The 25,204-nt window shown below is 59.3% G+C and carries 24 protein-coding genes; 8 read left to right on the forward strand and 16 right to left on the reverse strand.

Features of this window, described 5'->3' with window-relative positions; all coding sequences use genetic code 11:
- Nucleotides 1–63 precede the first annotated feature (63 nt).
- Nucleotides 64–504, reverse strand: coding sequence for a hypothetical protein (locus tag ACA059_RS12280; RefSeq protein WP_497633997.1), 441 nt, complete (start codon nucleotides 502–504; stop codon nucleotides 64–66).
- Nucleotides 505–1,284: 780 nt separating this feature from the next.
- On the opposite strand from ACA059_RS12280, the gene ACA059_RS12285 reads away from it, so the two are divergent.
- Nucleotides 1,285–2,160: an alpha/beta fold hydrolase gene (locus ACA059_RS12285; protein ID WP_497633998.1), complete on the forward strand. Its 876-nt coding sequence runs from the start codon at nucleotides 1,285–1,287 to the stop codon at nucleotides 2,158–2,160.
- On the opposite strand, the gene ACA059_RS12290 is transcribed toward ACA059_RS12285, so the two are convergent.
- The 5 genes from ACA059_RS12290 to ACA059_RS12310 all read right to left on the reverse strand — a co-directional run bounded on the left by ACA059_RS12290 (nucleotide 2,134) and on the right by ACA059_RS12310 (nucleotide 5,293).
- On the reverse strand, nucleotides 2,134–2,901 hold the full coding sequence (locus tag ACA059_RS12290; RefSeq protein WP_497633999.1) for a metallophosphoesterase: 768 nt from the start codon (nucleotides 2,899–2,901) through the stop codon (nucleotides 2,134–2,136). The genes ACA059_RS12285 and ACA059_RS12290 overlap by 27 nt on opposite strands.
- A 10-nt stretch (nucleotides 2,902–2,911) precedes the next feature.
- Nucleotides 2,912–3,415 (reverse strand): GNAT family N-acetyltransferase, encoded by a 504-nt coding sequence (locus tag ACA059_RS12295; RefSeq protein ID WP_497634000.1) that lies wholly within the window; start codon nucleotides 3,413–3,415, stop codon nucleotides 2,912–2,914.
- A gap of 85 nt (nucleotides 3,416–3,500) precedes the next feature.
- Nucleotides 3,501–3,887: a DUF488 domain-containing protein gene (locus ACA059_RS12300; RefSeq protein ID WP_497634001.1), complete on the reverse strand. Its 387-nt coding sequence runs from the start codon at nucleotides 3,885–3,887 to the stop codon at nucleotides 3,501–3,503.
- 16 nt (nucleotides 3,888–3,903) lie between these two features.
- The gene (gene pcsA, locus ACA059_RS12305; RefSeq protein ID WP_129436727.1) at nucleotides 3,904–4,620 is read right to left on the reverse strand and encodes a phosphatidylcholine synthase; all 717 of its coding nucleotides are present in this window, start codon (nucleotides 4,618–4,620) and stop codon (nucleotides 3,904–3,906) included.
- Between the two features lie 247 nt (nucleotides 4,621–4,867).
- On the reverse strand, nucleotides 4,868–5,293 hold the full coding sequence (locus ACA059_RS12310; RefSeq protein ID WP_497634002.1) for a GNAT family N-acetyltransferase: 426 nt from the start codon (nucleotides 5,291–5,293) through the stop codon (nucleotides 4,868–4,870).
- A 171-nt stretch (nucleotides 5,294–5,464) separates the two neighbouring features.
- Here ACA059_RS12310 and ACA059_RS12315 point away from each other — a divergent pair, with 171 nt between their 5' ends.
- Nucleotides 5,465–6,190 (forward strand): tellurite resistance TerB family protein, encoded by a 726-nt coding sequence (locus tag ACA059_RS12315; protein ID WP_497634003.1) that lies wholly within the window; start codon nucleotides 5,465–5,467, stop codon nucleotides 6,188–6,190.
- Between the two features lie 192 nt (nucleotides 6,191–6,382).
- On the opposite strand, the gene ACA059_RS12320 is transcribed toward ACA059_RS12315, so the two are convergent.
- Nucleotides 6,383–6,835, reverse strand: coding sequence for a cupin domain-containing protein (locus ACA059_RS12320; RefSeq protein WP_497634004.1), 453 nt, complete (start codon nucleotides 6,833–6,835; stop codon nucleotides 6,383–6,385).
- A 194-nt stretch (nucleotides 6,836–7,029) separates the two neighbouring features.
- Here ACA059_RS12320 and ACA059_RS12325 point away from each other — a divergent pair, with 194 nt between their 5' ends.
- The 3 genes from ACA059_RS12325 to ligD are packed head-to-tail and all read left to right on the forward strand — an operon-like array spanning nucleotide 7,030 to nucleotide 12,009.
- The gene (locus tag ACA059_RS12325) at nucleotides 7,030–8,415 is read left to right on the forward strand and encodes an iron-containing redox enzyme family protein (RefSeq protein ID WP_497634005.1); all 1,386 of its coding nucleotides are present in this window, start codon (nucleotides 7,030–7,032) and stop codon (nucleotides 8,413–8,415) included.
- A gap of 10 nt (nucleotides 8,416–8,425) precedes the next feature.
- On the forward strand, nucleotides 8,426–9,421 hold the full coding sequence (locus tag ACA059_RS12330) for a methyltransferase (RefSeq protein ID WP_497634006.1): 996 nt from the start codon (nucleotides 8,426–8,428) through the stop codon (nucleotides 9,419–9,421).
- Nucleotides 9,418–12,009, forward strand: a complete 2,592-nt coding sequence (ligD, locus tag ACA059_RS12335) for a DNA ligase D (protein ID WP_497634007.1) — start codon at nucleotides 9,418–9,420, stop codon at nucleotides 12,007–12,009. Before ACA059_RS12330 ends, ligD begins: the two co-directional genes overlap by 4 nt.
- A 117-nt stretch (nucleotides 12,010–12,126) precedes the next feature.
- On the opposite strand, the gene ACA059_RS12340 is transcribed toward ligD, so the two are convergent.
- From ACA059_RS12340 to ACA059_RS12350, 3 genes are all read right to left on the reverse strand, one after another.
- Nucleotides 12,127–12,801 (reverse strand): DUF3313 domain-containing protein, encoded by a 675-nt coding sequence (locus ACA059_RS12340; RefSeq protein WP_497634008.1) that lies wholly within the window; start codon nucleotides 12,799–12,801, stop codon nucleotides 12,127–12,129.
- A gap of 47 nt (nucleotides 12,802–12,848) precedes the next feature.
- On the reverse strand, nucleotides 12,849–14,117 hold the full coding sequence (locus ACA059_RS12345; protein WP_497634009.1) for an OmpP1/FadL family transporter: 1,269 nt from the start codon (nucleotides 14,115–14,117) through the stop codon (nucleotides 12,849–12,851).
- 69 nt (nucleotides 14,118–14,186) lie between these two features.
- Nucleotides 14,187–15,800, reverse strand: a complete 1,614-nt coding sequence (locus ACA059_RS12350) for an arylsulfatase (RefSeq protein ID WP_497634010.1) — start codon at nucleotides 15,798–15,800, stop codon at nucleotides 14,187–14,189.
- Nucleotides 15,801–16,150: 350 nt separating this feature from the next.
- Here ACA059_RS12350 and ACA059_RS12355 point away from each other — a divergent pair, with 350 nt between their 5' ends.
- From ACA059_RS12355 to ACA059_RS12365, 3 genes are all read left to right on the forward strand, one after another.
- Nucleotides 16,151–16,969 (forward strand): DUF2092 domain-containing protein, encoded by an 819-nt coding sequence (locus tag ACA059_RS12355; RefSeq protein WP_497634011.1) that lies wholly within the window; start codon nucleotides 16,151–16,153, stop codon nucleotides 16,967–16,969.
- A 16-nt stretch (nucleotides 16,970–16,985) separates the two neighbouring features.
- Nucleotides 16,986–17,801: a hypothetical protein gene (locus ACA059_RS12360; RefSeq protein ID WP_497634012.1), complete on the forward strand. Its 816-nt coding sequence runs from the start codon at nucleotides 16,986–16,988 to the stop codon at nucleotides 17,799–17,801.
- 67 nt (nucleotides 17,802–17,868) lie between these two features.
- Nucleotides 17,869–18,687 (forward strand): transporter, encoded by an 819-nt coding sequence (locus ACA059_RS12365; protein ID WP_497634013.1) that lies wholly within the window; start codon nucleotides 17,869–17,871, stop codon nucleotides 18,685–18,687.
- Between the two features lie 38 nt (nucleotides 18,688–18,725).
- On the opposite strand, the gene ACA059_RS12370 is transcribed toward ACA059_RS12365, so the two are convergent.
- The 6 genes from ACA059_RS12370 to ACA059_RS12395 form a co-directional block, all read right to left on the reverse strand.
- Complete coding sequence (locus ACA059_RS12370; RefSeq protein WP_497634014.1) at nucleotides 18,726–19,181, reverse strand: outer membrane lipoprotein; 456 nt, start codon at nucleotides 19,179–19,181, stop codon at nucleotides 18,726–18,728.
- A gap of 189 nt (nucleotides 19,182–19,370) precedes the next feature.
- Nucleotides 19,371–20,957, reverse strand: coding sequence for a class I adenylate-forming enzyme family protein (locus ACA059_RS12375; protein WP_497634015.1), 1,587 nt, complete (start codon nucleotides 20,955–20,957; stop codon nucleotides 19,371–19,373).
- 42 nt (nucleotides 20,958–20,999) lie between these two features.
- Nucleotides 21,000–21,776, reverse strand: coding sequence for an SDR family NAD(P)-dependent oxidoreductase (locus ACA059_RS12380; protein ID WP_497634016.1), 777 nt, complete (start codon nucleotides 21,774–21,776; stop codon nucleotides 21,000–21,002).
- A 72-nt stretch (nucleotides 21,777–21,848) separates the two neighbouring features.
- On the reverse strand, nucleotides 21,849–23,006 hold the full coding sequence (locus ACA059_RS12385; RefSeq protein WP_497634017.1) for an acyl-CoA dehydrogenase family protein: 1,158 nt from the start codon (nucleotides 23,004–23,006) through the stop codon (nucleotides 21,849–21,851).
- Nucleotides 23,007–23,016: 10 nt separating this feature from the next.
- Nucleotides 23,017–24,264, reverse strand: a complete 1,248-nt coding sequence (locus tag ACA059_RS12390) for a thiolase family protein (RefSeq protein WP_497634018.1) — start codon at nucleotides 24,262–24,264, stop codon at nucleotides 23,017–23,019.
- 33 nt (nucleotides 24,265–24,297) lie between these two features.
- Nucleotides 24,298–25,083 carry an enoyl-CoA hydratase/isomerase family protein gene (locus ACA059_RS12395; protein ID WP_497634019.1) on the reverse strand — a complete coding sequence of 262 codons (786 nt, stop codon included), beginning with the start codon at nucleotides 25,081–25,083 and terminating at the stop codon, nucleotides 24,298–24,300.
- Nucleotides 25,084–25,204 lie beyond the last annotated feature (121 nt).

Genomic DNA, 25,204 nt, shown 5'->3' on the forward strand with positions numbered 1-25,204 from the left:
TTGAGTCTGTGCTTACCCGTGATTGGCGCAGAGTTGCGCGACCCTTTGCCAATCATATTTTGGTTACGGACGGCGGCTTGCCCGGTAGGTATATCGCAAACCGATCAACAGAAGCAGGGTGATCAGGCCGAGGGCTAGCCCACGAGTAATCGCCGGTTTAACGAAGGGCACAGAGTTATCTTGTTGGCAGGCTGCGCTATCGGCTTCCGCGACGGTGATTTGCCCATAGTCTGTCAGGTGCAGCTTTTCGCGATTCAGGATCGCCGACTGTTGCTCCAGATCCAAAGCCTGATACTTCCAGAGCGTTGGCGATCCTTCTCGGCAATAGGTAAACGTTTTCGGGTTTGACGCGGCAATAATACAAGCGTCGTTGATGCCCCGTTTTTTCAGCGTTTCAGCAGCCGACCTTGTGAAGTCCAGGTCGAGGACGGGAATAATCCCTGTAGCAGAAGCCGCGACCGAAACCAAAAGGGTGCCCGCGACGAAGAGTGTTGAAATTTTCAAGGTAGGGTTCCCCTTGTTGTTTATTATTTTTTGATTGACGCGCGGAGCGTGGCCAGCCTGCCTTTAATGAAGTTTGGCAATTAATAAGCCTGCCAGCTTTGGCGGGCGAAAGTCCCCAACCTTGGGGGGATTCCTGAAAGTGGGGCGGCCTGTCGTCTAGATGCTTACCACAATCAACACCCTGTTCAGGTCCTGTACAAACGCCATGATCGTCACCAGACTTGGGGTCTGCATCATCATCAGCGATCTTCTACTCAGCCCTATCAGGCATGAACACTCGAAATTCCGCAAAGATGACCAGGTGCCGCAAAAGATGCCAAAGCAAGGCCTGGGCCAATAGCCAAGTATTTCGACGGGACCGATGACTCGGGGGCGTCCCCCGGGAAGTGATCCGCGAACATGGGATGGCCGCCCGCGGAGCTTTCGCGAGTCGCTTCGTCTTGGGTGACATCGTTCGACCATCACGCCGTCTTCGACGCAATAACTCGTCTGCGTTCTTGCAGACGGGGAAATCCCTGCTTAACTCTGAACATATGGTCAGTCAGTGACTAATTGGTCACGACAGCCATCCGAGCACCCTCGCGCTGTTGTTGCTTGTCCGTGTTGCCAGATTAAGCCCGAGGAGGCCTATGCGTTGATGCTTGAAAACAACCCTGAGTTATTGATGTATTGGCCTGGCACTTCGCTGTCAGGCCCACGTGTTCTGCTGTCTGCGATAGGGCCCTGTGGGCATCCCAAACGCTGTGCGCTTAGTCCAATGGGTTCAAGGAAGTAAATGTCATGATGCCGAAAACTGCCATTGTCGAGATCTGCGAGAAGTACAAGGTTTATACCGAGCACTATCTCAACACTGCCGCTGACAAGACCATCATTCTGGTCAACGGCTCACTGGCAACGACCGCATCTTTTGCCCAAACGGTGCGTTACCTGCAGCCGCGATTCAATGTGGTTCTCTACGACCAGCCCTACGCCGGTCAGTCGAAGCAACACAACCTCCACGGCCAACCGATCCGAAAGGAAGACGAGGCCGCGATACTGCTGGATTTAATCGAACACTTTGGTGCACACCACGTGCTGTCCTTTTCCTGGGGCGGTGCGGCTACCTTGCTGGCGCTGGCTCAACGGCCGCGACGAATCGAGAAGGCGGTGATCAATTCATTCGCAGCGCGTATCAATACACCGATGCGCGATTACCTGGAGAGCGGCCTGAACCATCTCCAGGCTTGCGACCGCCTCAATGTCGGTCGCTTGATCAACAGCACAATCGGCAAGCACCTGCCATCGCTGTTCAAACGCTTTAATGACCGCCATGTCAGAAGCCTGGCCGAGCACGAGTACAGGCAGATGCATTTTCACGTCAATGAGGTGCTGACCCAAGACACCCATTGCTATGTCGCCTGTGCCAATGCCATCGAAATCCCGCTGCTGTTTGTCAACGGCGAATGGGATGAGTACACCTCGGTCGAAGATGCCCGGCTGTTCGCCGATCATGCGTCTCAGTCCCGGTTCCATACCATCAAGAATGCCGGGCACTTCCTCGATATGGAACATCCGGCGGCCTGGCAAGACACCCGGCAGGCCTTGCTCGGTTTTCTGGATCCAGCTTGCAGGAGGCAGGGCCGTGTTGCCTCAGATATCCAGGTCAATCACGTATGAGCCATTGAATTCCGGATTTTCATTAATGCCATTTTTTGCATAGCCCCGGGCGTTGCAAATGACGCGAGTTTTGCCCACCTGGTAGTCAAAGCTCCCATGGGTATGGCCATGCAGCCAAAGTGCCGGTTGCCAGACTTTTATCCGGTCTTCGAGGTCTGAAACAAAACTCGCGTTAATCGGCGAATTCTCAAACAGCGGGCCTATGCTCAACCGTGTCGGTGCAAAATGCGAAACCACCACCGTGGGAGTGGTTCTGTCGCGGGTGAAGCAGTCTTCCAGCCAGGCGACTGTCTGTAAAAAAACCAGTTGGGAAACTGCCGGGCTGAACAGGTCTGGAAAATCTGGCGAGATTTTTATGTGGGTGAAGTCCCGCATGAGCTTCGTAGCCAGATCAACGCCCTGTGCCCGATCCTCTGCGGAATCGAAAAGTCGATAGTCAGACCACAAGGTGCAACCCAAAAACCGCACGCCGTTGTGGAGATACTCCGAGCGTTCCAATACGTGGATCTGTGTGCCTTCCGACAACCTGTTCAAGTGCTGGTAGGTAGAGATCAAGTCACTGCCGTAAAACTCGTGATTCCCTGCCACGTATACGATTGGAACAGGGCACGATCTGGCCCACTCAATGGCCGCAGCCGGTCGGGAGATGTCTCCAGCGAGGACGACAATATCGGCATCCACATCGGGAAAAGGTAACGCGTTGACTGACAAATGGATGTCTGACAGCAAGGCGATGCGCATCGATCGACTCCTACTTATTTTGAATGTCAGCCCAATTAACTGACGTCGAGGCGTCGACAATGGACGTCAAACGCCGCTCCATAATGATCGTGCGCTCGTCCCCGTGAAACTCGTCGCGGATTTTTCGATAACCCAGCTTGAAGTAAAAGGCTTCTGCGGTAATGGAGGAGGGGACGCGCAATACTTCGATTTTAGCGTCTTGGGCGACAGATTGAAGGGTTGCCATCAACTGCCTGCCGAGTCCGCGCCCCTGATGGCCTGGGTCAACGAATACGCTGCGTACAACGTCTTGATCAAGGCTGGCCGTGGCGACTACACGCTTATCGAGGGTGGCGACAAAGACCTGACGTTGGCTCAACAACACGCGGATGGCCTCGGTAGAAAAGCTTTTCTCTACCTGGGTGATGACGTCGGGCGGGTAGTCCAGGGCATTGGACTGGCGCAGCGATTGAATGATGACCTGGCTGATGGCTGTGGCATCGTCAGGGGTGGCGAGTCGAATCTGGTTATTCATTTTTAAGACCTCGATCCTTGTGTCCTTACCAAAATCCTTTAGTCCAATCTTGAGCGGTCAATGTCGCAATAGCCTGCGCCAGCGACTATTTGAGCTGCGCACCACGCGCCGTTAACAACTCCCGCAATACCGACCGATGGCAATGCGCTTCATCTTCGCAATAACAGCCAATGGCCAGTGACGTTTGGTGGGACAACGCCGCCAACAAATCGAGCAACTGGCTGGGCGCCGCGTGGGTCATTTCGGTCTTGAACTTGCGCTTGAAGGCTTCCCACGCCTTGGCGTCTTCTGCCGCTTTGGCTTCTGCGACCAGTTCTGCACTGGGAGACAGCAGCGGCTGCCACACGTCATAAAAATCCCGACTGGCAAACTCGGCTTTCGGCACGCTACGCGGTGGGCGACGCACCGTGCCCAGGCGCAGGCCTTCATTGGCTGCGCGCGGTGAACCGAGGCGCACGATATGGATGGCCACGCTCTACATTCCTTTATTACCGCGAGCTTTCGAACCACTCCAGCGCCGTGCGCCAGATGCAGATCCCCAGGAAGTAAGCCGACATCAGCAGCCAAAGCCCCATCACCAGCGGGTTGATCACCGGATGGTTGACCACCAGCGACAAGCTGCACAGCAGCCAGATGGCCGTTACCGCGATGTTGATCGGCATGAACTTGCGCACGCGAAACGGGTGGAGGAACTTCATCCGGGTCACGGTCAACAGCGCCAGGCCGATGATGGTGAGAAAGGTGATCCACGGCGACGGGGCGATGATGTACAGGCACAGGGCGACCACGTTCCAGGCGGCAGGGAAGCCCTGGAAGTAGTTGTCTTTGCTCTTCATGTTGACGTTGCAGAAGCAAAACAGCGACGAGACCAGAATCAGCGACACGGACAGCAGCAGCGTGTAGTCCGGCAAGGGGATGTAACGATAAATGAACAGCGCGGGGATAAACACGTACGTCAGGTAGTCGATGACCAGATCGAGGATCGAGCCATCGAAACTTGGCAGTACCGACTGGACATTGACCTTGCGTGCCAACGCGCCATCCAGCCCATCGACGATCAGGGCGACGCCCAGCCACAGCAGGCAGTTTGTAGCCTGGTTTTCCAGCAGGGCGAGGGTCGCGAGGAAGGCAGTGACCACGCCGGTGGCGGTAAAACCATGGGCGCCCCATGCTTTGAGCCTGGCGATGTGTAGGGTCGATATCACGGGGGCGTTCTCCAAAAAGTGAAGCAAGCCTGTTATCACCCCTTCAATTGGGGGTGTCGGCAAACCAAGTCAGGTTGCATGTATCGACCGGGTATCCGGGGATAAGGTTCACCATCTGTAAATCTTAGCTGGGCCGCAAAAAAATACCCCGGATAAATTCGGGGTATTAAATGAAACATCGGCGCAGGGCGATACGTTTTACTCAAGCGCAGTGATCGGCGGATTGATCGGCTGCAGACAGGCTCATTCACAGCGCCTTGCTCATGAACACCCGACTCGTGCCTGGCGGGTCGCAAGGCACTTCGCCGAAACGCTGCCAGCCGTGTTTTTCATAGAACTGCGGGGCCTGGAAACTGAGGGTATAGAGCACCGCCGAGCGGCAACCGCGACGACGGCCTTCGTCCTCGTACGCGTTGAGCAGTCGAGAACCGATCCCGGAGCCTCGTAGTGACTCGGGCAAGTAGAACAGATCAAGAAACAGCAGTCCGAGCGACGTACGCCCAGTGATACCGCCCAGCACTCGATGGGTGTCCGGATCGCGGACCGTGACCGCCAGCGACTGGCGGTCATTGACTCCGGTCATCTGATCATTGAAGGCACTCAGCCCGGCGCTGAGTACGTGCTCGACTTCAGGTTCGATGATATCGCTGACGACAATCAGAGTGCGGTCCATGTGTTCGTTGATCCTGTGGGCATCGGGTTTGCGAGGGTAGAACACTCGCAGCCGAGGGTCATCGGGGTCAAGTGCGATAAGGGTTTCACGTCAGCCAAACGGTGGTGGCGCATTTGTCGGCGAGGACTATCGTTGCCTGACTGGATCACTCCAACCGATGAGGACATCGTTATGAACACCAGCGATTTGCTCGAACAACTTCTGCGGGCCGGCCAGGGCTCAATGTCGCAACAGGGTGGCGGTGGCGCGTCGGCCCAAGGTGGCCTCGGCGGTCTCGGTGGATTGCTCGGCGGCCTGTTGGGCGGTGGTGCCGGGTCAAGTGCTGGGGGCGGTGGCCTGGGTGGTTTGCTCGGTGGTCTGCTGGGCGGTGGCTCAACCATGGGCGGTTCGACCCAGACTCGGTCGGGTGGTGGCACCAGTTACGCGGCGCTGGCTTCGCTCGGAATGATGGCATTCCAGGCCTATCAAGCCTGGCAACGCAGCCAGGCCTCGGCGCCGCAACAGGCACCGCGTACTGTCGATCTGTTGTCCGGTCCGGAAGTCGAGGACCACAGCCATGCGATCCTCCGGGCATTGATTGCGGCGGCCAAGGCCGATGGCCGGATTGATGACGCCGAGAAGCAGATGATCAGCACCGAAATCGGCCGCCACACGGATGACCCAGAGCTCCAGCAATGGCTGGATGACGAAGTCGCACGGCCGCTGGACGCCGCCGATGTGGCGCAGTCGGCCACGGATTCCGGCATGGCGGCGGAGATGTACCTGGCCAGTGTGATGCTGGTGGACGATCAGCAGGATGCTGAACGCAGCTATCTGGATGAACTGGCTGCGGCATTGAGTATCGATCCAGAGCTGCAAGTGCATCTGGAGCAACAGGCCAGAGGTGGCACTGTTTGAGGTTCATCCACAAAAAAAAGTTGGCTGTCAGGTTGCCTTCGCGAGCAAGTCGAATCGTCGCACCGCCGCTCCCACATTAGATCTTCAGTGAATGTATTTTTTGTGTTCAATACAGATCCAGTGTGGGAGCGGCGGTGCGACGATTCGACTTGCTCGCGAAGAACGATGACGCGGTGATGCTGGTTGCAACGCCTACGAGGTCATGGGGGCTTTCGGCACCAGAAACGTAACGCCGAAACTCTCGGCGATTGCCAGGATCTGCGGCAAATCCTGCGGCACTTTGAGCTGATCCACCGCGGCAAAGAACTGACCACCGCGCGGATCAGACACCACGCCGATCATCTTCGCCGTCGCACTGATGTTCTTGTAAGCATGAATAGTCCCACCGGGAATATGCACATAGCCCCCGGGGGAAACGGTGGTGGCCTTGCCCGCAACCGTCACTTCCACCTGCCCGTCAATGACGTAGAACGCTTCGTCCCAAGGATGAAAGTGTGGGGGCGGCCCGCCGCCTTGCACGCCTTCCTGGATATGCATTTCAAAAGGTTTGCTCAGATCCCCGCCCGCAAGAATGGTGATGGCCTCACCCACGACATTGACCGGGTCGGGGGTTTTTTCGGGCTCGATGACATGAACCGTTCGCATGATTGCTCTCCGAAGGGTGTGTCCACACTCGCTGAGTATATTCACTTGATCTGGCGCCGGGTGCCGCGCCACACGCCCGTCTGTCCGGGCGATTTCAACGCCGATGGAATTTTTTTCCGGGGGTGTCGCTCTGCTGATGTAGAGACGTGCTGATTGAGCGTCCTGCCACTGGCCTCAGACCGAGAGACATGCCCATGACTGCCCTGACACGACTTGAATCCCTGCCGGCCCACGAACGCGCGATCCTGACCGTCGGTAGCCTGAAGCTTATCTATGAACAGCTACTGCTGAGCGACGATGCCGAACACCAGCGCGCACTCGGCAAAACCTTCCTCGAGGCTCAACTTGCGCAAGCAACGGACCTGCCCGAGGACATGCCGCACGACCTGTCGACACTGCAATCCTTTGTCGAACAGCACTTCGCCGAGGTGGCTCGCCAATACGCCGACTACCTGCAAAAGCGCAAAGAAGGCGGACCGCGGCAGTTCTTCACCAACAAGGCGCACGCATTGTTTTTCCTGCAAGCCGTTGCCCCGACCAAACTGGTGGACGGCGCGTGGCTGTATGGGCTGCTGCGGCACTGGCATGACCCGCGTTTCGAAGGCTTGATTTGCACCTATCTGGAAGAGCTGGGCGACGGCAACCCGGCGCAAAATCATGTGGTGATCTACCGCAAGCTGCTCGCCGAACATGGCTTGCTGGACAACGCGTTTATCCCTGACGAGCGTTACCTGCAAGGCGCGGTGCAATTGGCGCTGGGTTATTGCAGCGACGATTTTTTGCCGGAAGTGATCGGCTACAACCTCGGCTATGAACAACTGCCGCTGCATTTGCTGATCAGCGCCTATGAACTCAGCGAACTGGGCATCGATCCGTATTACTTCACCCTGCACGTGACCATCGACAATGCCAGCACCGGCCACGCGCAAAAGGCCGTGCAGTCGGTGCTGCAATTGCTGCCGGTGGAAGCCGACCGCGAAGACTTTCTGCGCAGGGTTGCGCTGGGTTATCGGCTCAACGATCTGGGGCAGGGCAGTCGCGCGATCATCGAGTCGTTCGACCTGCACGGCGAGTTGCTGAGCATGCTTGAGCGCAAGCGCCCGTTTGGTCAGCACATGCATTCCGACTACTGCCGGTTTGAAGGCAAGACCGTCAATCAATGGTTGTCGTCGCCGGAGCAGTTGCCAGGCTTCCTCAGCGCGATGGAAAACAAGGGCTGGATCAAGCGCCACCAGGACCCGCAAGCCAGCCGTTTCTGGCAATTGGTCGATGGCGACGGCGCGGCCATGTTCGGGGTGTTCAGCCCCTACGAAAAACAGCTGCTGCACGACTGGATCGCCGGAGACTGGCGACCTGAGCGAGCGCCGGCCGCGGTTCGACGCGGCAACCGTGCCGCGACCGAACCGCCCGTGCCCGTCAATGACCCGGATGTCCAAAGCCTGCACGCTACACTTAAAGGACTTGCCGCCGACGAGCAAATGCAAGTCTTGATTCCGTGGTTGTCTGCCCATCGGCACGCCCACCCCGCTGGCCTGATGGCCACGCGACGGTTCATCGAACTCAAATCCGGTTTTCGATAGGGAGCCCTTCATGAATCAGGAAGAACACCTTAGCGCCGCCGATCTGGCCTTACTGCAACTGGGGCGCCGCTTGCAGGCCGACGGTTATCGTTTCATCACGCCAACGCCGCTGACCCATCAGCGGGTCAATGATCGCTCCTTTGGGCAAAGCGCCCGGACCCTGCGCGAAGTGTTCGGCTGGTCACGGCCGTTTGAGCCTGGTCTGTTGTCGGTGGATGAACAGCGGCAGTTGCAACAGGCAGGCGTCCTCGAGGAATGCAATGGTCGACTGAAAAGTCATGTGCGTTGGTCAAGCCTCGATGACCTGTTGTTCGTGCATTCGGGTTACCCCACTGATGCCGCTGACGCGGTGTTCTTCGGCCCCGACACTTATCGTTTTGCACAACTGATTCACGCCCATCTGCAACAGAGCTTCGCGCCGATCAGGCGCGCCGTGGACATTGGTTGCGGCGCGGGTGTCGGGGCGATTGTGATTGCCCGCGCGCGCCGTGAAGCCGAGGTGTTGGCCGTGGACATCAACCCGTTGGCGTTACGCATGACGGCAGTCAATACCGCGCTCGCCGAGGTGGCTAACGTCAGCATCGAGGCCAGCGATGTGCTGCAGGACGTCGACGGCCACTTCGACTTGATCGTCGCCAATCCGCCGTACATGGCCGACCCGGCCGAGCGTGCTTACCGGCACGGCGGTGGGGCGCTGGGCGCGCAATTGTCGTTGCGCATTGTCGAGCAAGCCCTGTATCGCTTGGCCCCCGGTGGCTCCCTGGTGCTGTACACCGGCGTGGCGATGATCGATGGTCTCGACCCGTTTCTGGATGCGGTGACTCCGTATCTGGAATCGCCGATGTTCGGCTGGACCTACCACGAACTCGACCCCGATGTGTTCGGTGAAGAACTGTTGACCCCTGGCTATCAGCGGGTGGAACGAATTGCCGTCGTCGCCCTGATTGTCACGCGTATCGGCCCAGGCATCGGGGGCACCGTGACCTCGTCAGCAGGTGCGCCATGACCAGGAGCCTGGACGATTACAATCGCATGCGCGATTTCTCGGCAACCTCTGAACCGGCTGCCGGCAAACGTTCGGGCAAAAAAACCGCGAAAGACCATGCCTTGCAGTTCTGCATCCAGAAGCACGACGCCTCGCGCCTGCATTACGACTTTCGCCTGGAGCTCGATGGCGCGCTGAAAAGCTGGGCGGTGCCCAAAGGCCCGTCACTGGACCCCAAGGTCAAGCGCCTGGCGGTGCACGTCGAAGACCATCCAATTGATTACGCCACCTTCGAGGGCAGCATTCCCGAAGGGCATTACGGTGCCGGCGACGTCATTGTCTGGGACCGTGGGGTGTGGATTCCTCAGGACAATCCGGCCGAGGCGTACGCCAAGGGCAAGCTCAAATTCGAGCTGAAAGGCGAGAAGCTCGGCGGCCTGTGGAACCTGGTGCGCACGCACATGCCGGGCAAGCAGGAGCAATGGTTTCTGATCAAGCATCAGGACGGCGCGGCCAAACCCGAAAGTGATTACGACGTGGTCGCCGCCGAGCCCGACAGTGTGCTCAGTGACCGGACCATCGTTGCCAAAAAGCCGAAGACCGCTGCCAAATCCAAACCCGTCAAAAAAACCGCCGCCCCGGCGCGCAAGGAAAAATCGGCGCCATTGACGGGCGCCCGCAAAGCCAAATTGCCGGAGCTGCTCAAACCGGAACTGGCGACGCTGGTCGAAAAGGCCCCGGGCGGCGAGTGGAGCTACGAGATCAAGTTCGATGGCTATCGGATCATGGCGCGCATCGACCACGACGAGGTCAAACTGTTCACTCGCAACGGCCACGACTGGACCCACAAACTGCCCAGACAAGCCGAGTCGTTAGCGGCGTTGGGTCTCGAATCGGCCTGGCTCGACGGGGAAATGGTGGTCGCCGACGAGCAGGGTGTGCCGGACTTCCAGGCCTTGCAAAACGCCTTCGACTCGGGCCGCAGCGGCAACATCGTTTACTACCTGTTCGACATGCCTTACCTCAATGGCGTGGACCTGCGCGAGGTGCCTGTCGAGGAGCGAAGGGTCACGCTGTCGACAGTGCTCAACCCCAACAAAGATCCGCTGCTGCGCTTCTCCGATGCGTTTAGTGAAGAACCGGAAGCGCTGCTCAACAGCGCCTGCCAAATGCAGATGGAAGGGCTGATCGGCAAGCGTCTGGGCTCGTCTTACGTTTCTCGACGGAGCAGCGACTGGATCAAGCTCAAGTGCAAGCATCGGCAGGAATTTGTGGTCGTCGGCTTCACCGACCCGAAAGGCTCGCGCAATGCCTTCGGTGCGCTGCTGCTGGGGTTGCATGACCGCGACAGCGGTGAGTTGCGTTACGCGGGCAAGGTTGGCACCGGGTTCAACGAGACGACGCTCAAGCGCATTTACGAGCAACTGAAACCGTTGCAGACCAAAAAGATCTCAGTGGTCAATCCGCCGAGCGGTTTTGATGCCAAGGGTGTGCACTGGCTCAAACCCACGCTGCTGGCTGAGGTCGCTTTTGCCGAAATGACCAAAGAAGGTTCAGTCCGTCATGCGGTGTTCCATGGCCTGCGTGACGACAAACCTGCCGAAGACATTACCGAGGAGCGTCCGAAAGCCGTGAAGACTTCAGCCGCGAAAAAAACCACTGCCGAAAAACCTTCCACTCCTGCCAAAAAGAAAGCCGCGCCCGCGCCCTCACAAATCGGCCTGGGCGAGGGCAAAGTCCGCATCACTCACCCGGACCGGGTGATTGACGCCAGCAGCGGCACCACCAAAGTGCAACTGGCGGAGTATTACGCCAGCGTCGCCGAATGGATTTTGCCTGAGCTCAAGGACCGGCCGGTGGCTCTGGTGCGCGCCCCGGACGGCATCAACGGCGAACTGTTTTTCCAGAAGAACGCCGAACGCCTGGCCATTCCGGGGATCACCACCCTGGACAAGGCACTCACCGGCCAACCGGTGATGATCATCAACAACGCTGAAGCCCTGATCGGCGCCGTGCAGATGAGCACCGTCGAGCTGCACACCTGGAACGCCACCTCGGACAACTTCGACAAACCCGACCGCTTCGTCCTCGACCTCGACCCGGACCCGGCGCTGCCCTGGAAAAGCATGGTCGAAGCCACCCAGCTGACCCTCTCGGTACTCGATGAACTGGGGCTCAAGGCGTTCCTCAAGACCAGCGGCGGCAAAGGGATTCACCTGGTGGTGCCACTGACTCGCAAGCTGGGTTGGGATGAGGTGAAAGACTTCAGCCACGCGATCGTCAGCCACATGGCCAAGTTGCTGCCGGAGCGTTTTTCCGCTGTGTCAGGACCGAAGAACCGGGTCGGGCGGATCTTCATCGATTACCTGCGCAATGGTCTCGGTGCCACGACCATCTGCGCCTACGCCGTGCGCACCCGCGAAGGGCTGCCGGTGTCGGTACCGATCTTTCGCGAAGAGGTGGGCGAGCTCAAGGGTGGCAATCAGTGGAACGTGCACACTGTGCATGAACGCCTGGCCGAGGTCGGTGATGAACCTTGGAAGGATTTGAAGAAAACCCGTCAGTCGATCACCGCCGAGATGCGGCGGCGGGTCGGGATGAAGAAATAGCGGTTGGGGTGAACACGATCGGTGTAGGAGCTGGCGAAGCCTGCGATCTTGGCGACAGTGGTTACACCGACAACATCAAGATCAAAAGATCGCAGCCTGCGGCAGCTCCTACAGGGGTTACTTGATGAACGCCTGTAGATCGCTGGTCAGCTTGTCGATCGCCACTTTGAAATCCTTGGTGGTGATCTTCTGGCTGGCGTTTGACAGGGTGCTGCCAAAGACTTTGCGCACCACTTTGGCCACGGTCTGGTTGTTGCTGGCGTCGATAAATTCGGCCTCGATGAACAGTGTGGTGTCCTGATCGCGGTGACCACTGACAGCGGAAACACCCCCCACGACGGCGGCAACCGGCACCACTTCATACCACTTCATGCCTTCGTTTTCGGCACTCACCCCGGTGATCGCCGCGCGCATGATCAAGGTTTTTGAACCCTTCGGCGCTGATTTTTCGCTCGATACCACCCGATATTTCTGACCCAGCACACCTTTGGCCTTACTGGTCATGTAGCTCTGCAACTCGTCCAGGGTTTGCTGGTTAACCCGCTCAGTGGGCTTGGGCGCCGGGTAGAGCTCCAGCTTGTTGAAGACCACGGTGTTATAGGCCTCTGGATTCCAGGACGGGCTCACCCAGCGCATGGCTGTTTCGCCGCTGGTGGTGGTGACCTGCTGCAAGTTGTTGTAGTTGGACAGGAAGCCGGAATACTGCTCACGCTCGGTGACTTTCGAGGTGCAACCGCCGAGCAGCAGGCTGGCCAGCGCAGCGCCAATAAACAGTTTTCGGGACAGGTTCATAGTGGTGTTTGCTCCATGGATTAGTCGTTTTTTTCGGTCGCAGGGCATCAGAAACGCCAGGTCATATTGCCGGTCACGGCTTGAATCCAGGCATTGTCGAACTGACCGGAAGTTCGAATACCCGACGTGGATTTGGTCTGGTCCACCGGCATGTCGCCGAGCCAGACCATGGCCCAGCTGACATTAATGTCGGTGACCTTGTTCAGAGCATAGGTGGCTCCTGTCGCAATGCGCCAGGATTCGCCCATGGGCACGGTAAATGTTCGGTTGCCGTCCGAAACGGCACTGCTGTCATACGCCACACCAACGTTCCACAACAGTTGCGGCGTGGCCTGATACTGCGCGCCGAGCGCCAGTTGCCAGGTGTCTTTGAAATGGGCGTCGACCGTCGTCGATTGAGCGCCAAACGCAGTGGTGTCGACTTGTACCGCGATATCACCAAACTCTGACCAGTCCTGCCAGTTGACCGAGGCCAGCAGGGCCCATTGCGGGTCGAGTTGCTGGAACAGACTCAGCGTTGCAGTTTGCGGCACGGTCATGTCGAGTTGGGTGTTCAGGCCGTCCAGGCGCTCCAGAGCGGGCCCGTCGCCTTTGACGTCCAGCCCGTCCTCGAAGTCCAGATCGACCTTGCTGGTGTAGGCCAGGCCAATGCGGGTGCCGGGTTGCGGGGCATAGATCACCCCCACGTTCGCGCCGAAACCCCAATCGTTGTCTTTGTATTTGAACTGGCCGTCGCTGCGGTCGGTGAAGCCGAAAGGCGCGCGGTCGATCGCGGTTTGGGCTTGCAACATGCCGTACATGGCTTTCACGCCAACGCCCACCGACCATTGCTCGTTAAAGCGATAAGCCACGCTGGGCACAAAAGACAAACCGGCGAGGCTGGCGTTTTGTGCGAAGTAGCGCCCGGACCATTCGTTGTCATAATTGGCCGCCAGGCCAAAGTCAGCGTACTGGCCGAAGCCAACGCTCCAGTGGTCATCGAGTTGATGGCTGACGAAGAAGCTGCCACCGGGAATCGGGTCAAGGGCGTTACCACTGCCAGTGCCGGTGCCATTGGTGTTTGAGTCGCGATCGAAGCTCAGGTCGCCGTAGAGAATCTGCAAACCACCGGTGATCTGTGTGCCGGGCAGATAACTCATGCCCGCCGGGTTACTGGCGATGGTCGAGGGGCCTTGAGCACGGGCCGCGGCGCCGGCGTTGGCCAGACCGGCGTTATCGGTGCCAATTTCATAGAGCATGATGCCGCCGGCGTAAGCGTGCTGACTGCACAGGGCTAGCACAGTGAAGACGGGCAGCGTTGTCGTTTTTATCTGCATTGGTTTACCTCAGCAAATGTCCTTCCCGAACGCAGGTGGCCAGCATCGACCACCCCTAAGCTCGACTGCTTATTTGGCCATGGCTGCTCGGGCTGCTTCGATCTTCGCTTTGACAGAGTCGAGGTTGAAACTCGCGCCTTTTTGCATCGGCGGGAACTCAATCGCGGTTTCGGCCAGTTTGGCGACCTGTTGCTGAACAAACACGAAGCGCCAGAACTGGTACTTGAACCAGTCGAAGTACTGTTGCGACCCTTCAGCCGCCTGGTTTTCCGGCCAGCCGGTACGTTCGAAAGGGTCAAGGCGCAGGTTGGTCAGGATTGGCACGTCCACCGCCAGTTTGGCACCCATCCACCCCCCGGGCTGGTCGATAAAGCGGAACTTGTAGTCATCGATCCGCACGGCGCCCAGTGCACTCTCGCCGAAGTAGAAAACCTCATGGCGATTGGATGGACCTTTGCCCGTAATCATCGGCGTCTGGTCGTAGCCGTCGAGGTGGACCTTGTAGGTTCTGTCGCCCAGTTGCTTGCCCTTGAGCAGTTCAGCGCCAATGTTCGGGTTGCCTGCCGCCGCGACCAGGGTCGGGAACCAGTCCATCCCGGACATGATGCCGTTGGCTATCTGGTTGGCCGGCACTTTGCCCGGCCACCGAATGATCGCCGGCACCCGGAAGCCACCTTCCATGACCGTGCCTTTACCCATGGCAAACGGCGTTTGACCGCCATCCGGCCAGGTGAAGTTTTCCGCACCGTTGTCGGTGGTGAATATCACGATGGTGTTGTCATCCATGCCGTCTTTTTTCAGCTTGGCCATGACGTCACCGACGATGTCATCGAGCTGCGCCATGCCGGCTTCCTGTTCCGACCAGCCATTTTGCGCATTGCGCATGGCTTGGTACTTGTCGGAGAGGTGAGTGACGATGTGCATGCGCGTAGGGTTGAGCCAGAGAAAGAACGGTTTGTTGTCCTGCTTGGCCTTGTCGACGAAGGCAAAGGCCTTGTCGCGAATCTCGTCATCGACGGTTTTCATCCGGTCCGGATAGAGGGTGCCGGCGTCTTCGATTTTCTGTTTGCCGACCTTGCCCCAGCGCGGCATCACGGTCGTATCGTCAGTCGTCGTGGCCCAGCTGTGAACCATGTTCCGCGGGCCGACGGTGGGTAGAAGATCTTGCGGATAATTGGGGTGCGCCGGATCTTCCATGGCGTCGAGGTGATAGAGATAGCCGAAGAATTCGTCGAAACCATGCACGGTCGGCAGGAATTCGTTCAAGTCGCCCAAGTGGTTCTTGCCGAACTGGCCGGTGGCGTAGCCCATGGACTTGAGTGTGGTGGCAATGGTGACCGCTTCGGCGGGAATACCAATGGGAGAACCGGCCTGCCCGACAGTCGTCATCCCGGTACGGATCGGCAGTTCGCCGGTAATGAAGTTGGCGCGCCCGGCGGTACAACTGGCCTCGGCGTAGTAGTCGGTGAAACGCATGCCTTCAGCCGCGAGCTGGTCGAGGTTGGGTGTTCGACCGGCCATCATGCCCTGGTTGTAGACACCGATATTGGACCAGCCGATGTCGTCGCCCATGATCACCACAATGTTCGGTGGTTTGTCCGCCGCTTGGGTCATGCCGGGGAGAACCATTGCAGACAACAGCACTGATACAGCGAACAGCGAGGATAACTTTGTCCGGTTCATGTTGAGCTCCTGTGCACTAGCGTTAGTACTCTGAGACGAGCGCCCGACCGCTCATGAAATTTTGGATCCCCCGAAAAGAGAGTAGGTATGAATTGCGAATTATCCAGTAACTGATTTCCCGTCCGTGGACTGTTGTTTCATGGGGCTTACAGTTTGGTCGGCGACATCTCATCCAGATAGGAATGCCCAGTTCGGTCCGGGCGTCGGTTTTGCTTACTGATCGAATGGCGAGCATCATCAAACCGGGTTTTGCAGCCGGGAGTTCGCGTGGCACGGAAAATTAATCCGTTGCGGTTTTACTTCCGGAGCTACGCTTAAAACCCTGACCTGATCTCTGCGGAGAGCAAGCGATGTCACACCTTCTACAGCTCGTCCGGTTGTTCTCTCTCGGTTGGGTCATAGGCTTGTTTGCAGCTCCTTTGTATGCGGCCCAAACCCCTGCCGTTGATGCTCCAGCAGTTCAACTGGAGCCCAAGGCGCTGGAGGTCTTGAAGGCCATGAGCGCCAGGCTGGCAGGCGCCCAAGGCATGAGTTTCAAGGCCATCACCACTTACGAGAAGCCCAGCCGGCTGGGGCCACCCTTGGCCTATAACACCGTGGCACTCGTCAATGTGCAGCGACCCGATCGCCTGCGCGTGTTGACCTCGGGCGATGGGCCTGCGACCGAGTTTTACTACGACGGCAAGCAAGCCTATGCCTTTGAGCCGAAGGAAAACCTGTTGGCGCAGGCAGAGGCGCCTCCCACCATCGATGCAACCCTTGAGGCGGCCTACCAGCGCGCGGCAATCTATTTTCCCTTTACCGATGTCATCGTTGCCGATCCCTACAAAGATCTGCGAAGGGACATGCGCCTGGCGTTTTACATCGGTCAGTCCACGGTGGTCGGCGATACCACGACGGATGTGATTGCCTACGCCAATGACGTGGTGTTCGTCCAAGCCTGGATCGGCACGCAAGACAAGCTGCCGCGCATGCTGCGTGCGGTGTTTCGTGACGATCCTACCCAATCCCGGCATCAGGTCGCGTTCAGTGACTGGAAGCTTGGCTCGGCGCTGTCTGCGGACTTCTTCAAGCCAGAGCACATCGAGAATGCACACAGGATTCAGTTTGCTCCGCCACCCGACCTGCGCGCCCCGGAAGGGGTTAAAGCACCGGTCGCGAAACCCTGAGCGAGGAGACTGAACCATGAACAGATCTACCTTGAAATTCGCCGGCCTGTTAGTCGCGGCGCTCACCTGTAATCAAGCGGCGGCCTGGTCGCACGCTTCCAGCTTCGGGCGCTCTTCCGGTGGCGGTGGCTCCTGGAGTCACTCCGGTGAATACGGGTCGGCTTCGGGCGGCGGTGGCAGTTGGAGCGGAGAAAGCAATCGAGGCGGATCGGCGTCCGGCGGTAGTGGCAGCTGGAGCGGATCAGGCTATCGCGGCGGCTCGGCCTCGGGTGGTGGCGGTAGTTGGAGCGGCAAAGACGAAAATGGCGGCACCGCCTCCGGTGGCGAGGGTTCGTGGCATGGCACCGGAGCCGAAGGAGGTACGGCTTCCGGCGGTGAGGGCGCGTGGCATGCTCAGGGTGAATACGGTGCCACTGCCAGCGGCTACCATGCGAACGGATATGGTACGACGGCCTACCATCCGGCGACCTATGGCACCAGCTACTACCACCCGCCGACCGCTGTTTATGCCAGCAGCGGCTGCTACAACTGCGGTTATAACGAGGGCGTGAATCCCGCCGCCGCGGCAGCGGTAGGGGTGGTGGCCGGCGCCGCCATCGCCACAACGGCCAATCAAAATGCAAACAACAACGCCTACGGGGCGGGCTATAGCGCGGGAATGTCGGCCTCCGCACCGTCGACCATGCCCATGGGCACGACCTTTGTCAGTCTTCCCTCCGGATGTGGGCTGAGGACCGTTTCAGGCGGTACTTATTATCAGTGCGGAAATTCTTGGGTACGACCTGCCTACGGAGCCAACGGCGTTTTCTACACCGTGGTGCCAATGCCCTAATCAAGAGCGAGCAACCACAAGAGTGGCTCACTGATCGATAGCAGTTGATTCCGTCGGGAGTTAAAACATGCTGATCAATCAACCGAAGTACCTGCTGCTCAGTTGCAGTGTTTGCTTTGCACCTGTGGGGCTGGCCCCCGCGGAAGATTCTGCCGAACTGGCCAAAAAAGCCCTCAATCCGATTGCGGCGATGTATAGCCTGCCGATCCAGTACACATGGGACCAGAAGATGGGGCCGACGGGCGAGGGCATGCACAGCGTGACCAATATCCAGCCGGTGCTGCCATTCGAATTGAACAGTGAGTGGAACCTGATTTCGCGCACGATTTTGCCGGTGATAGATCAGCATGGCCTGGCCCCGAATGGCGCGGCGGACAAATCCGGTATCGGCGACGTGACCCAGAGCTTCTTCTTCTCCCCCAAAGCGCCGACGCACAATGGCTGGATCCTTGGGGGCGGGCCGGCGATCCTGATTCCCACCGGCAGCGATAGCCTGTTGAGCAGTCGCCAATGGGGACTTGGTCCCACGGTGGTGGCACTGAAACAATCGCACGGCTGGACCCGAGGCATTCTGGCCAACCACATCTGGAGCCTGGACGGTGAGGGGTCAAATGGTGCGCAGAAGGTTAACCAGACGTTCCTGCAACCGTTCCTGTCGTACACCACCGCCACCTACACCACCTTCGGGGTCAATACCGAGTCGGTTTACAACTGGCAAACCAAGGAGTGGGCCGTCCCGGTGAATGCGACCGTCACCCAACTGCTGAAAGTGGCGGGGCAACCGTTGACGATTCAGCTCGGGCCGCGTTACTGGGCTGACAGCCCGGAAGACGGGGCCCGAGGCTGGGGCGTACGGGCGGCGGTGACGTTTTTGTTCCCCAAGTAAGTACGGGGTACTTCCGCTGATTGTTCTGTTTGCGCAATTTAGCTTTGCGGAACAACCCGGGCGTCGTTTCCGGTGCCTTCGATGTAAACGTTCATGCCTTTGCTCAGCGCCGGGTTGATCGGCTGAGTCACCGATACCAGTACACCACTTCTCACCCGAACGATGATCTGTTGCGCTTCCTTGGGTTGGTCATAACGTTTTTTTTCCGCGTAGTTGCCACCGGCTGCACCGGCAAGGGCGCCGGCTACCATGGCGACATCCCGACCCGTGCCATTGCCGATCAGACTGCCGATGCCGACGCCGGCGAGCCCGCCAAGAATGGCCCCGACCCCGCTGTCGTGATTGGTCTGCATCTGTGTGAGCACGATCTGTTCGATCTTGCCCGAGCGAATCTCTGTCTCGCCGGGGCCTCCGCTGCCGGGGCCTACGGCGGCACAGGCACTGAGCACCAGACTTGCCAGTGCGATCGTTAGCCAGGAAGCAGTGGTTTTCATTGCCGAGCTCCGTCATCCAGGGAATGGGTTGATTCAAACGCATCGCATCACGTGAGAAAAAAGCCTAGCACAAGGTATTCCAGACGCTGGGGCCAATCAGAGGCATGACCAGCGACATGCGCACGCTCATGATGTAGGACATGTGTAGGGGCCAGCGCCTGCTCCAGCGAGCAGACGCTACGCCGCACCTCAACTGATCTTGCGCAACGAACCCTGCCAGTACTTTTCCCGTACTTGTCGGCGCAATACTTTGCCGACCACTGAGGTGGGAAGTTCATCGACAAACACCAGCGATTTCGGCGCCTTGTAGCCGCCCAGTCGAGTACGGGTCTGTGCGATCAATTCTTCAGAAGTGACCGCTTCCCCCTGACGCAGGATCACTTCGGCATGCACCGCTTCACCCCATTCCGGATGCGGAATACCGACCACTGCCGCCATCAGCACCGATGGGTGCGCTGCCAGCGCGGCCTCTACTTCCACCGCATAGACGTTGAAACCGCCGCTGATGATCATGTCCTTGAGCCGATCAACGATGTACAGGTAGCCGTCGCCATCGATGTAACCCAGGTCGCCGGACTTCCATGCGCCATCGTCGAATTCCGCCGACGTCGCTTCCGGGTTTTCGTAGTAGCCCTTGATGATCGCTTTGCAGCGAATGCGGATTTCTCCGGTTTCGCCAACCGGCAGCGGGTTGCCGTCGAGGTCGGCAATAAACACTTCGACGCCCGGGGTCGGGCGGCCCGCCGATGACAAGTGTTGCAGCGCAGTGGCATCACCGGGCTGGTGCGCGGCCTTGTCGAGCGCCGCGATGATCATTGGCGACTCGGTAGCGGCGTAACCCTGGACAAAAATCTGCCCGAAACAGGCCACCAGTTCCCCGAGTTTGTCCGGGCTCATGGGCGCCGCGCCATAAATCAGCGTGGTCAGGGACGAGAAGTCCTTCGGGTCAGCGCGCTGCAACTCCAGCAGACGGTAAAGTACGGTTGGCACCAGGAACGAATGGCTAACGCGCTCACTTTCGACAATCTGCCGCCAGCATTCCATGTCCAACTGGTTCAGTGTGATGTTGGTGCCACCGCCGTAAACCGTGGGAAAGAACAGCATTAGCGTGCCGTGGGACAGCGGCGACACATGCAGCAGCCGTGTCGCGCTGGACAATCCCAGGTCGGTGTTGATGAACGCCGCATCACGGCAGGCCATCCAGTTATCGATGGAGTACATCGCGCACTTGCCCTTGCCGGTGGTGCCACCGGTGAAGCGCAACATGCAGATGTGCTGGTCGGTATCGAGGGCTACGTCGTTGTCCAGGTCGGAGGCGGCTTCCACCATCGGCCAGAAGCTGTGCACGCCGGGGAGGGTGGATTGCTCGGCGGTGGGCGGGTCCATCACGACAATCTCGCAACCGCGGCTGCGAAGCATGCCGTAGTAGCTATCGAGCAAACGGGTTTCGAGAAAGACCACCCGTGGCTGGACCAGATCGATCTGCCGCGCGTGCTCCTCGAGCGGATCGCGCAGGTTGGTCATGACCACCGTGCCTTCCTGCTTGAAGGTGCTGGGAAACATCATCAGGCTGAGGTTGTCGTTTTCCAGGATCAGCATGAAGCGTTCGCCTGCGCGAACCTGCAGCACGCTGCGCAGAACATCGGCCACGCGGTTGGTCAGCAGGTGGTATTGCTCATAGGTATAACGTCGGTTGCGCTCGACGTTGACGATCGCCTCTTGGTCGCGATGACGCAGCGCGAGCAAGCGCATGATTCGGCTGAAGTTCATTTTCATGGTGTGTTGGCCCTGTATGACTGGCTCAAGAGAACGAGGCGTTTACCGGGCACGCATGCGCGAGGCGGCGTCGAGGCGGATGGTCTCGCCATTGACGTAGGCGTTCTCGATCAGGAAGGCACAGCAATGGGCGAACTCGCGCATGTCACCCAAGCGCTTGGGGGCTTCCATCTGTTCTTTCAGGGAATTGAGGATTTTCTCGTCGAGCCCGGCCACCATGGTGGTCAGGAACAGGCCAGGCGCGATGGCGTTGACCCGAACTCCAATCGCACCCAGTTCACGTGCGGCCGGCATGTTCATGCCGATCACGCCAGCTTTGGTAGCCGCATAAGCACACTGACCCACCTGACCTTCGTAGGCGGCACCGGACGACACGTTGATCACTACACCGCGTTCTTCGCCGGCTTCGGCTTCGTTGTTGGCCATGTGCTCGGCGCACTTGGACATGACGTTGAACACGCCATTGAGGTTGATCGCCGTGGCTTGGGCGAAGCGCGACAGCGGCGCAGCCTTGCCTTCCTTGCCCAGCACTTTGAAACCGGTCGGCACGGCCGCGCCGTTGATGCACACATGAATCGCACCGAATCTGGCGATGACGGCATCGACTGCGTTCTGCACCGAGGCTTCATCGCTGACGTCGGTCTGCACGAACATCGCGCGGTCGGCGCCGATCTCGGCGACGGCTTTTTCCCCGGCTTCGATGTTCAGGTCGAAGATCGCCACGCGGGCGGCTTTCTCGCCCGCCATGTAATGCGCGGTAGCCAGACCCAGGCCCGAGGCGCCGCCGGTGATTACGATGACTTTGTCTTGAATACGCATGAATGTGTCCCTGTTCGCTGCCCGGCCCGATGGGGCCGGGTTGTTATTGTTAGGAATCGAACGAGCGGTTGATCAGAACGCGTTGACCCCGGTCAGGGCGCGGCCAATGATCAGTTGCTGGATCTGTGTGGTGCCTTCCGGAATCGGCACGATGATCGCTTCACGGGCCAGTTTCTCGACCAGGAAGTCGGTGGTCACACCGGCGCCGCCATGAATCTGCACCGCTTGACGGGCGATGGTCACCGCGGCTTCACAGGCAAAGTATTTGGCCATGGCCGCTTCCATTTCTGCCGGGATGCCGGCACCGATCATCTCGGCGGCGCGGTAGGTCAGCAGGCGGGCCGCATCAACGTTGGTCGCCATCTCCGCCAGCATGGCGCTGATCAATTGGTGGCCGGCGATCAGCTTGCCGTGCTGTTTGCGCTCCTTGGCGTAACGCACGGCTTCTTCCAGCGAGCGACGGCCGATGCCCAGGCCTTGAGCGGCGACAAACACCCGCGAGCGCTCGAAGAACGACAGGGTGTTTTTCAGCGCTTCGCCTTCGTTGCCGATGATGTTGCTGGCCGGAACACGCACGTCGTTGAGAAAAATCTGCGCGGTGGACTGACTGTTCCAGGCCATCTTGTGGATGTTCTGGACTTCGTACGGATGCTCTTTGCGGTCCAGCAGGAAGTGAGTCAAACCTTTGCGCGGGTCATCGCCGGTACGGCAGGTGCAGATCAGGAAGTCGGAGTAGGAACCGTTGCTGATCCAGGTTTTCTCGCCATTGATGATGAAATCATCGCCATCGCGACGGGCGCGGGTCTTGATTTCCAGCACGTTGGAGCCGACGTCCGGTTCCGAGATGGCGACGCTGACGAACGAATCGCCGCTGATCAGGCCCGGCAGGTAACGCTCGCGCAGATGATCCGGGGCGAGTTTCTCCAGCATCTGCGCGCCAAAGGAGTTGATGACCACCGGCGTCGACAAATCCACCGAGCACGCGGCGACTTCTTCGAAAAGCATGATCATGGTCGGCCAGTCCAGGCCCAGACCGCCGTTGGCTTCGCTGACGGCGCCGGAGATCATGCCGAACTCGGTGAGCTGGCGCATGATCTCGGCCATTTTTTCCCGAGGGATAAACTTGTCGCGGTATTCCTTGTTGAACACCGGGTCGATCTTGTCGGCCAGGAAGCGACGGAAACTCTCGACGGCTTCGAGTTGTTCCGGGGTGCGCATAACGTGTCCCATGGGGTTCTCCTTAAATATCTTTGTTGGCGAGAATGTTGACGGCGACCACGGCTTCTTCGATGCCGAACAGGCCACCACCGTTTTCCTGAATGGCAACGCGGGCCCCATCGACCTGGCGTTTGCCGGCTTCGCCGCGCAGTTGTGTGACCAATTCATGGATTTGCCCCAGACCGGTGGCGCCGATCGGGTGGCCCTTGGATTCGAGGCCGCCGGACGGGTTGATCGGCATGAGACCGCCGACGGTGAAATCACCGCGCTCGGCCGCCGGGCCTCCTTCGCCGAAGGGCACCAACATCAGCGATTCGGCGTTGAGGATTTCACCGATGGCCGAGGCGTCATGGACTTCCGCAACGTCGACGTCGGATGGATTGATACCGGCCTGGGCGTAGGCTTTTTTCGCCGCCAGGTGCGCGACGATCTTTTCCGGCTCATCCAGGCCACGGTTGGTGCCGGTCTGCACCACGCTGGCCAGCACGCGAACGGCGCGGTCGCCGGCGTTTTTCAAACGCTTCAGACCGTCGGCGTTGCACAGCACCACGGCGGCGGCGCCGTCGCTGATCGGCGAACACATGAGGGTCGTCAGCGGGTAGCAGATCGGCGGCGAGGCCAACACTTCATCAATGCTGAACGCTTGTTGGAACTGGGCCAGAGGGTTGTGCACCGAGTGCTGGTGGTTCTTTGCCGCGACGGCCGCAATCTGCCGTTGGGTAGTGCCGTAACGCAGCATGTGATTACGGCAAATGGCGGCATACACATCCATGAACACGCTGTAAGGGCGTTCGGACACGGTGCCCGGCGGCGGCACGATGCCTTCGCCCATGGCCAGCAGGGTGTGCTTGTTCTGCTCGACGGTGGAGACGTCCCAGCCGCCGTCGAACACGGCGAACATCTTGGCTTTGTCCGGGATGTTCATTTTCTCGGCGCCGACCGCCAGGGCGATGTCGCACTGACCGGCGCGCAGTGCCAGGGTAGCGAGGTTGAACGCCGAAGAGCCGGACGCGCAGGCGTTCTCGACCGAGAACACCGGTACCCCTTCGATGCCGATGCGGCGCATGGCGATCGGACCCGGAATACCGGTCTGACCCTGCAACATGCCATTGGTCATGGTGCTGTAGTACACCGAGCCGACCTCAGCGGTGGTAGCACCGGCATCCTTCAACGCCAGACCGACGGCTTCGTCGACCATGTCGTAGACGCTGCGCTCCAGCAAACGTCCGAACGGCGTCATGCCGACGCCCACTACGTAGATATCGTTCATTGTCTGTTCCTGAGATGGCGGGGACGTGGCGGCCTAGCGGCCCTTGAAGTTCGGTGCGCGTTTTTCGCCAAAGGCCTGCAGCCCTTCCTGGAAATCGGCGGTGCGCAGGTGCTGGCGCAACATCACTTGCTCGTGCTGCAAGGCGTCGTCGCGGGACTTGTCGGCGGAGGCGCGGGCCACTTCTTTCATGCGGCGCAGGGCGATCGGGCTCTTTTTCGCGATCTGGTTGGCCAATGCCAGGGCGGCGTCGGCGAGTTCGGCGTCGGCGTGGACTTCACACACCAGGCCGTAGCCCTTCATTTCCGTGGCCGAGAGCGATTTGCCGGTCATCAGCAGGTACATGGCGATGTTCAGCGGGATTAGCCGTGGCAGCACCGCCGCGCCACCCGCGCCGGGGTAAACGCCGAAGTTGGCGTGAGCGTCGGCAAGGGTCGCGGTTTGCGCCGCCACCACGATGTCGGCGCACATGGCCAGTTCCAGGCCGCCGGCCATGGTCACGCCGTTGAGCGCGGCGATCACCGGTTTGGGAAAGTTGCGCAACTGACCGAAGACCTGATTGGCACGGTCGAGAAAGTCGGCGTCGCCCGCAGGCAGCGTGGAGCCGGCCAGGACTTCCTTCAGATCGGCACCGGCGCAGAAGGCCGGGCCGTTGCCGGTGAGGATGACCGCACGCAATTCATCGTTCAGTGCAATGTCGTTGAGGCAGCGTTCGAGCTCGGCGAGTGTCGCCAGGTTCAGCGCGTTCATGGCCCTTGGCCGATTGAGCGTCAGGCGCGCCACCGGGCCGACGATTTCGTACAGCAAGACATCTTCAATCATGACAACTCCCCTTATTGTTAGCGCTCTGTTGGCGTCGTTGATGGGGCCGATAGTAGGAATGCACGCGGTGCTGTCGCAGGTCATTGCAACGAAAGCGGTTGTCCGCAGGGGAGGGATGTAG

The sequence above is a fragment of the Pseudomonas sp. LBUM1647 genome (genome assembly GCF_059716175.1).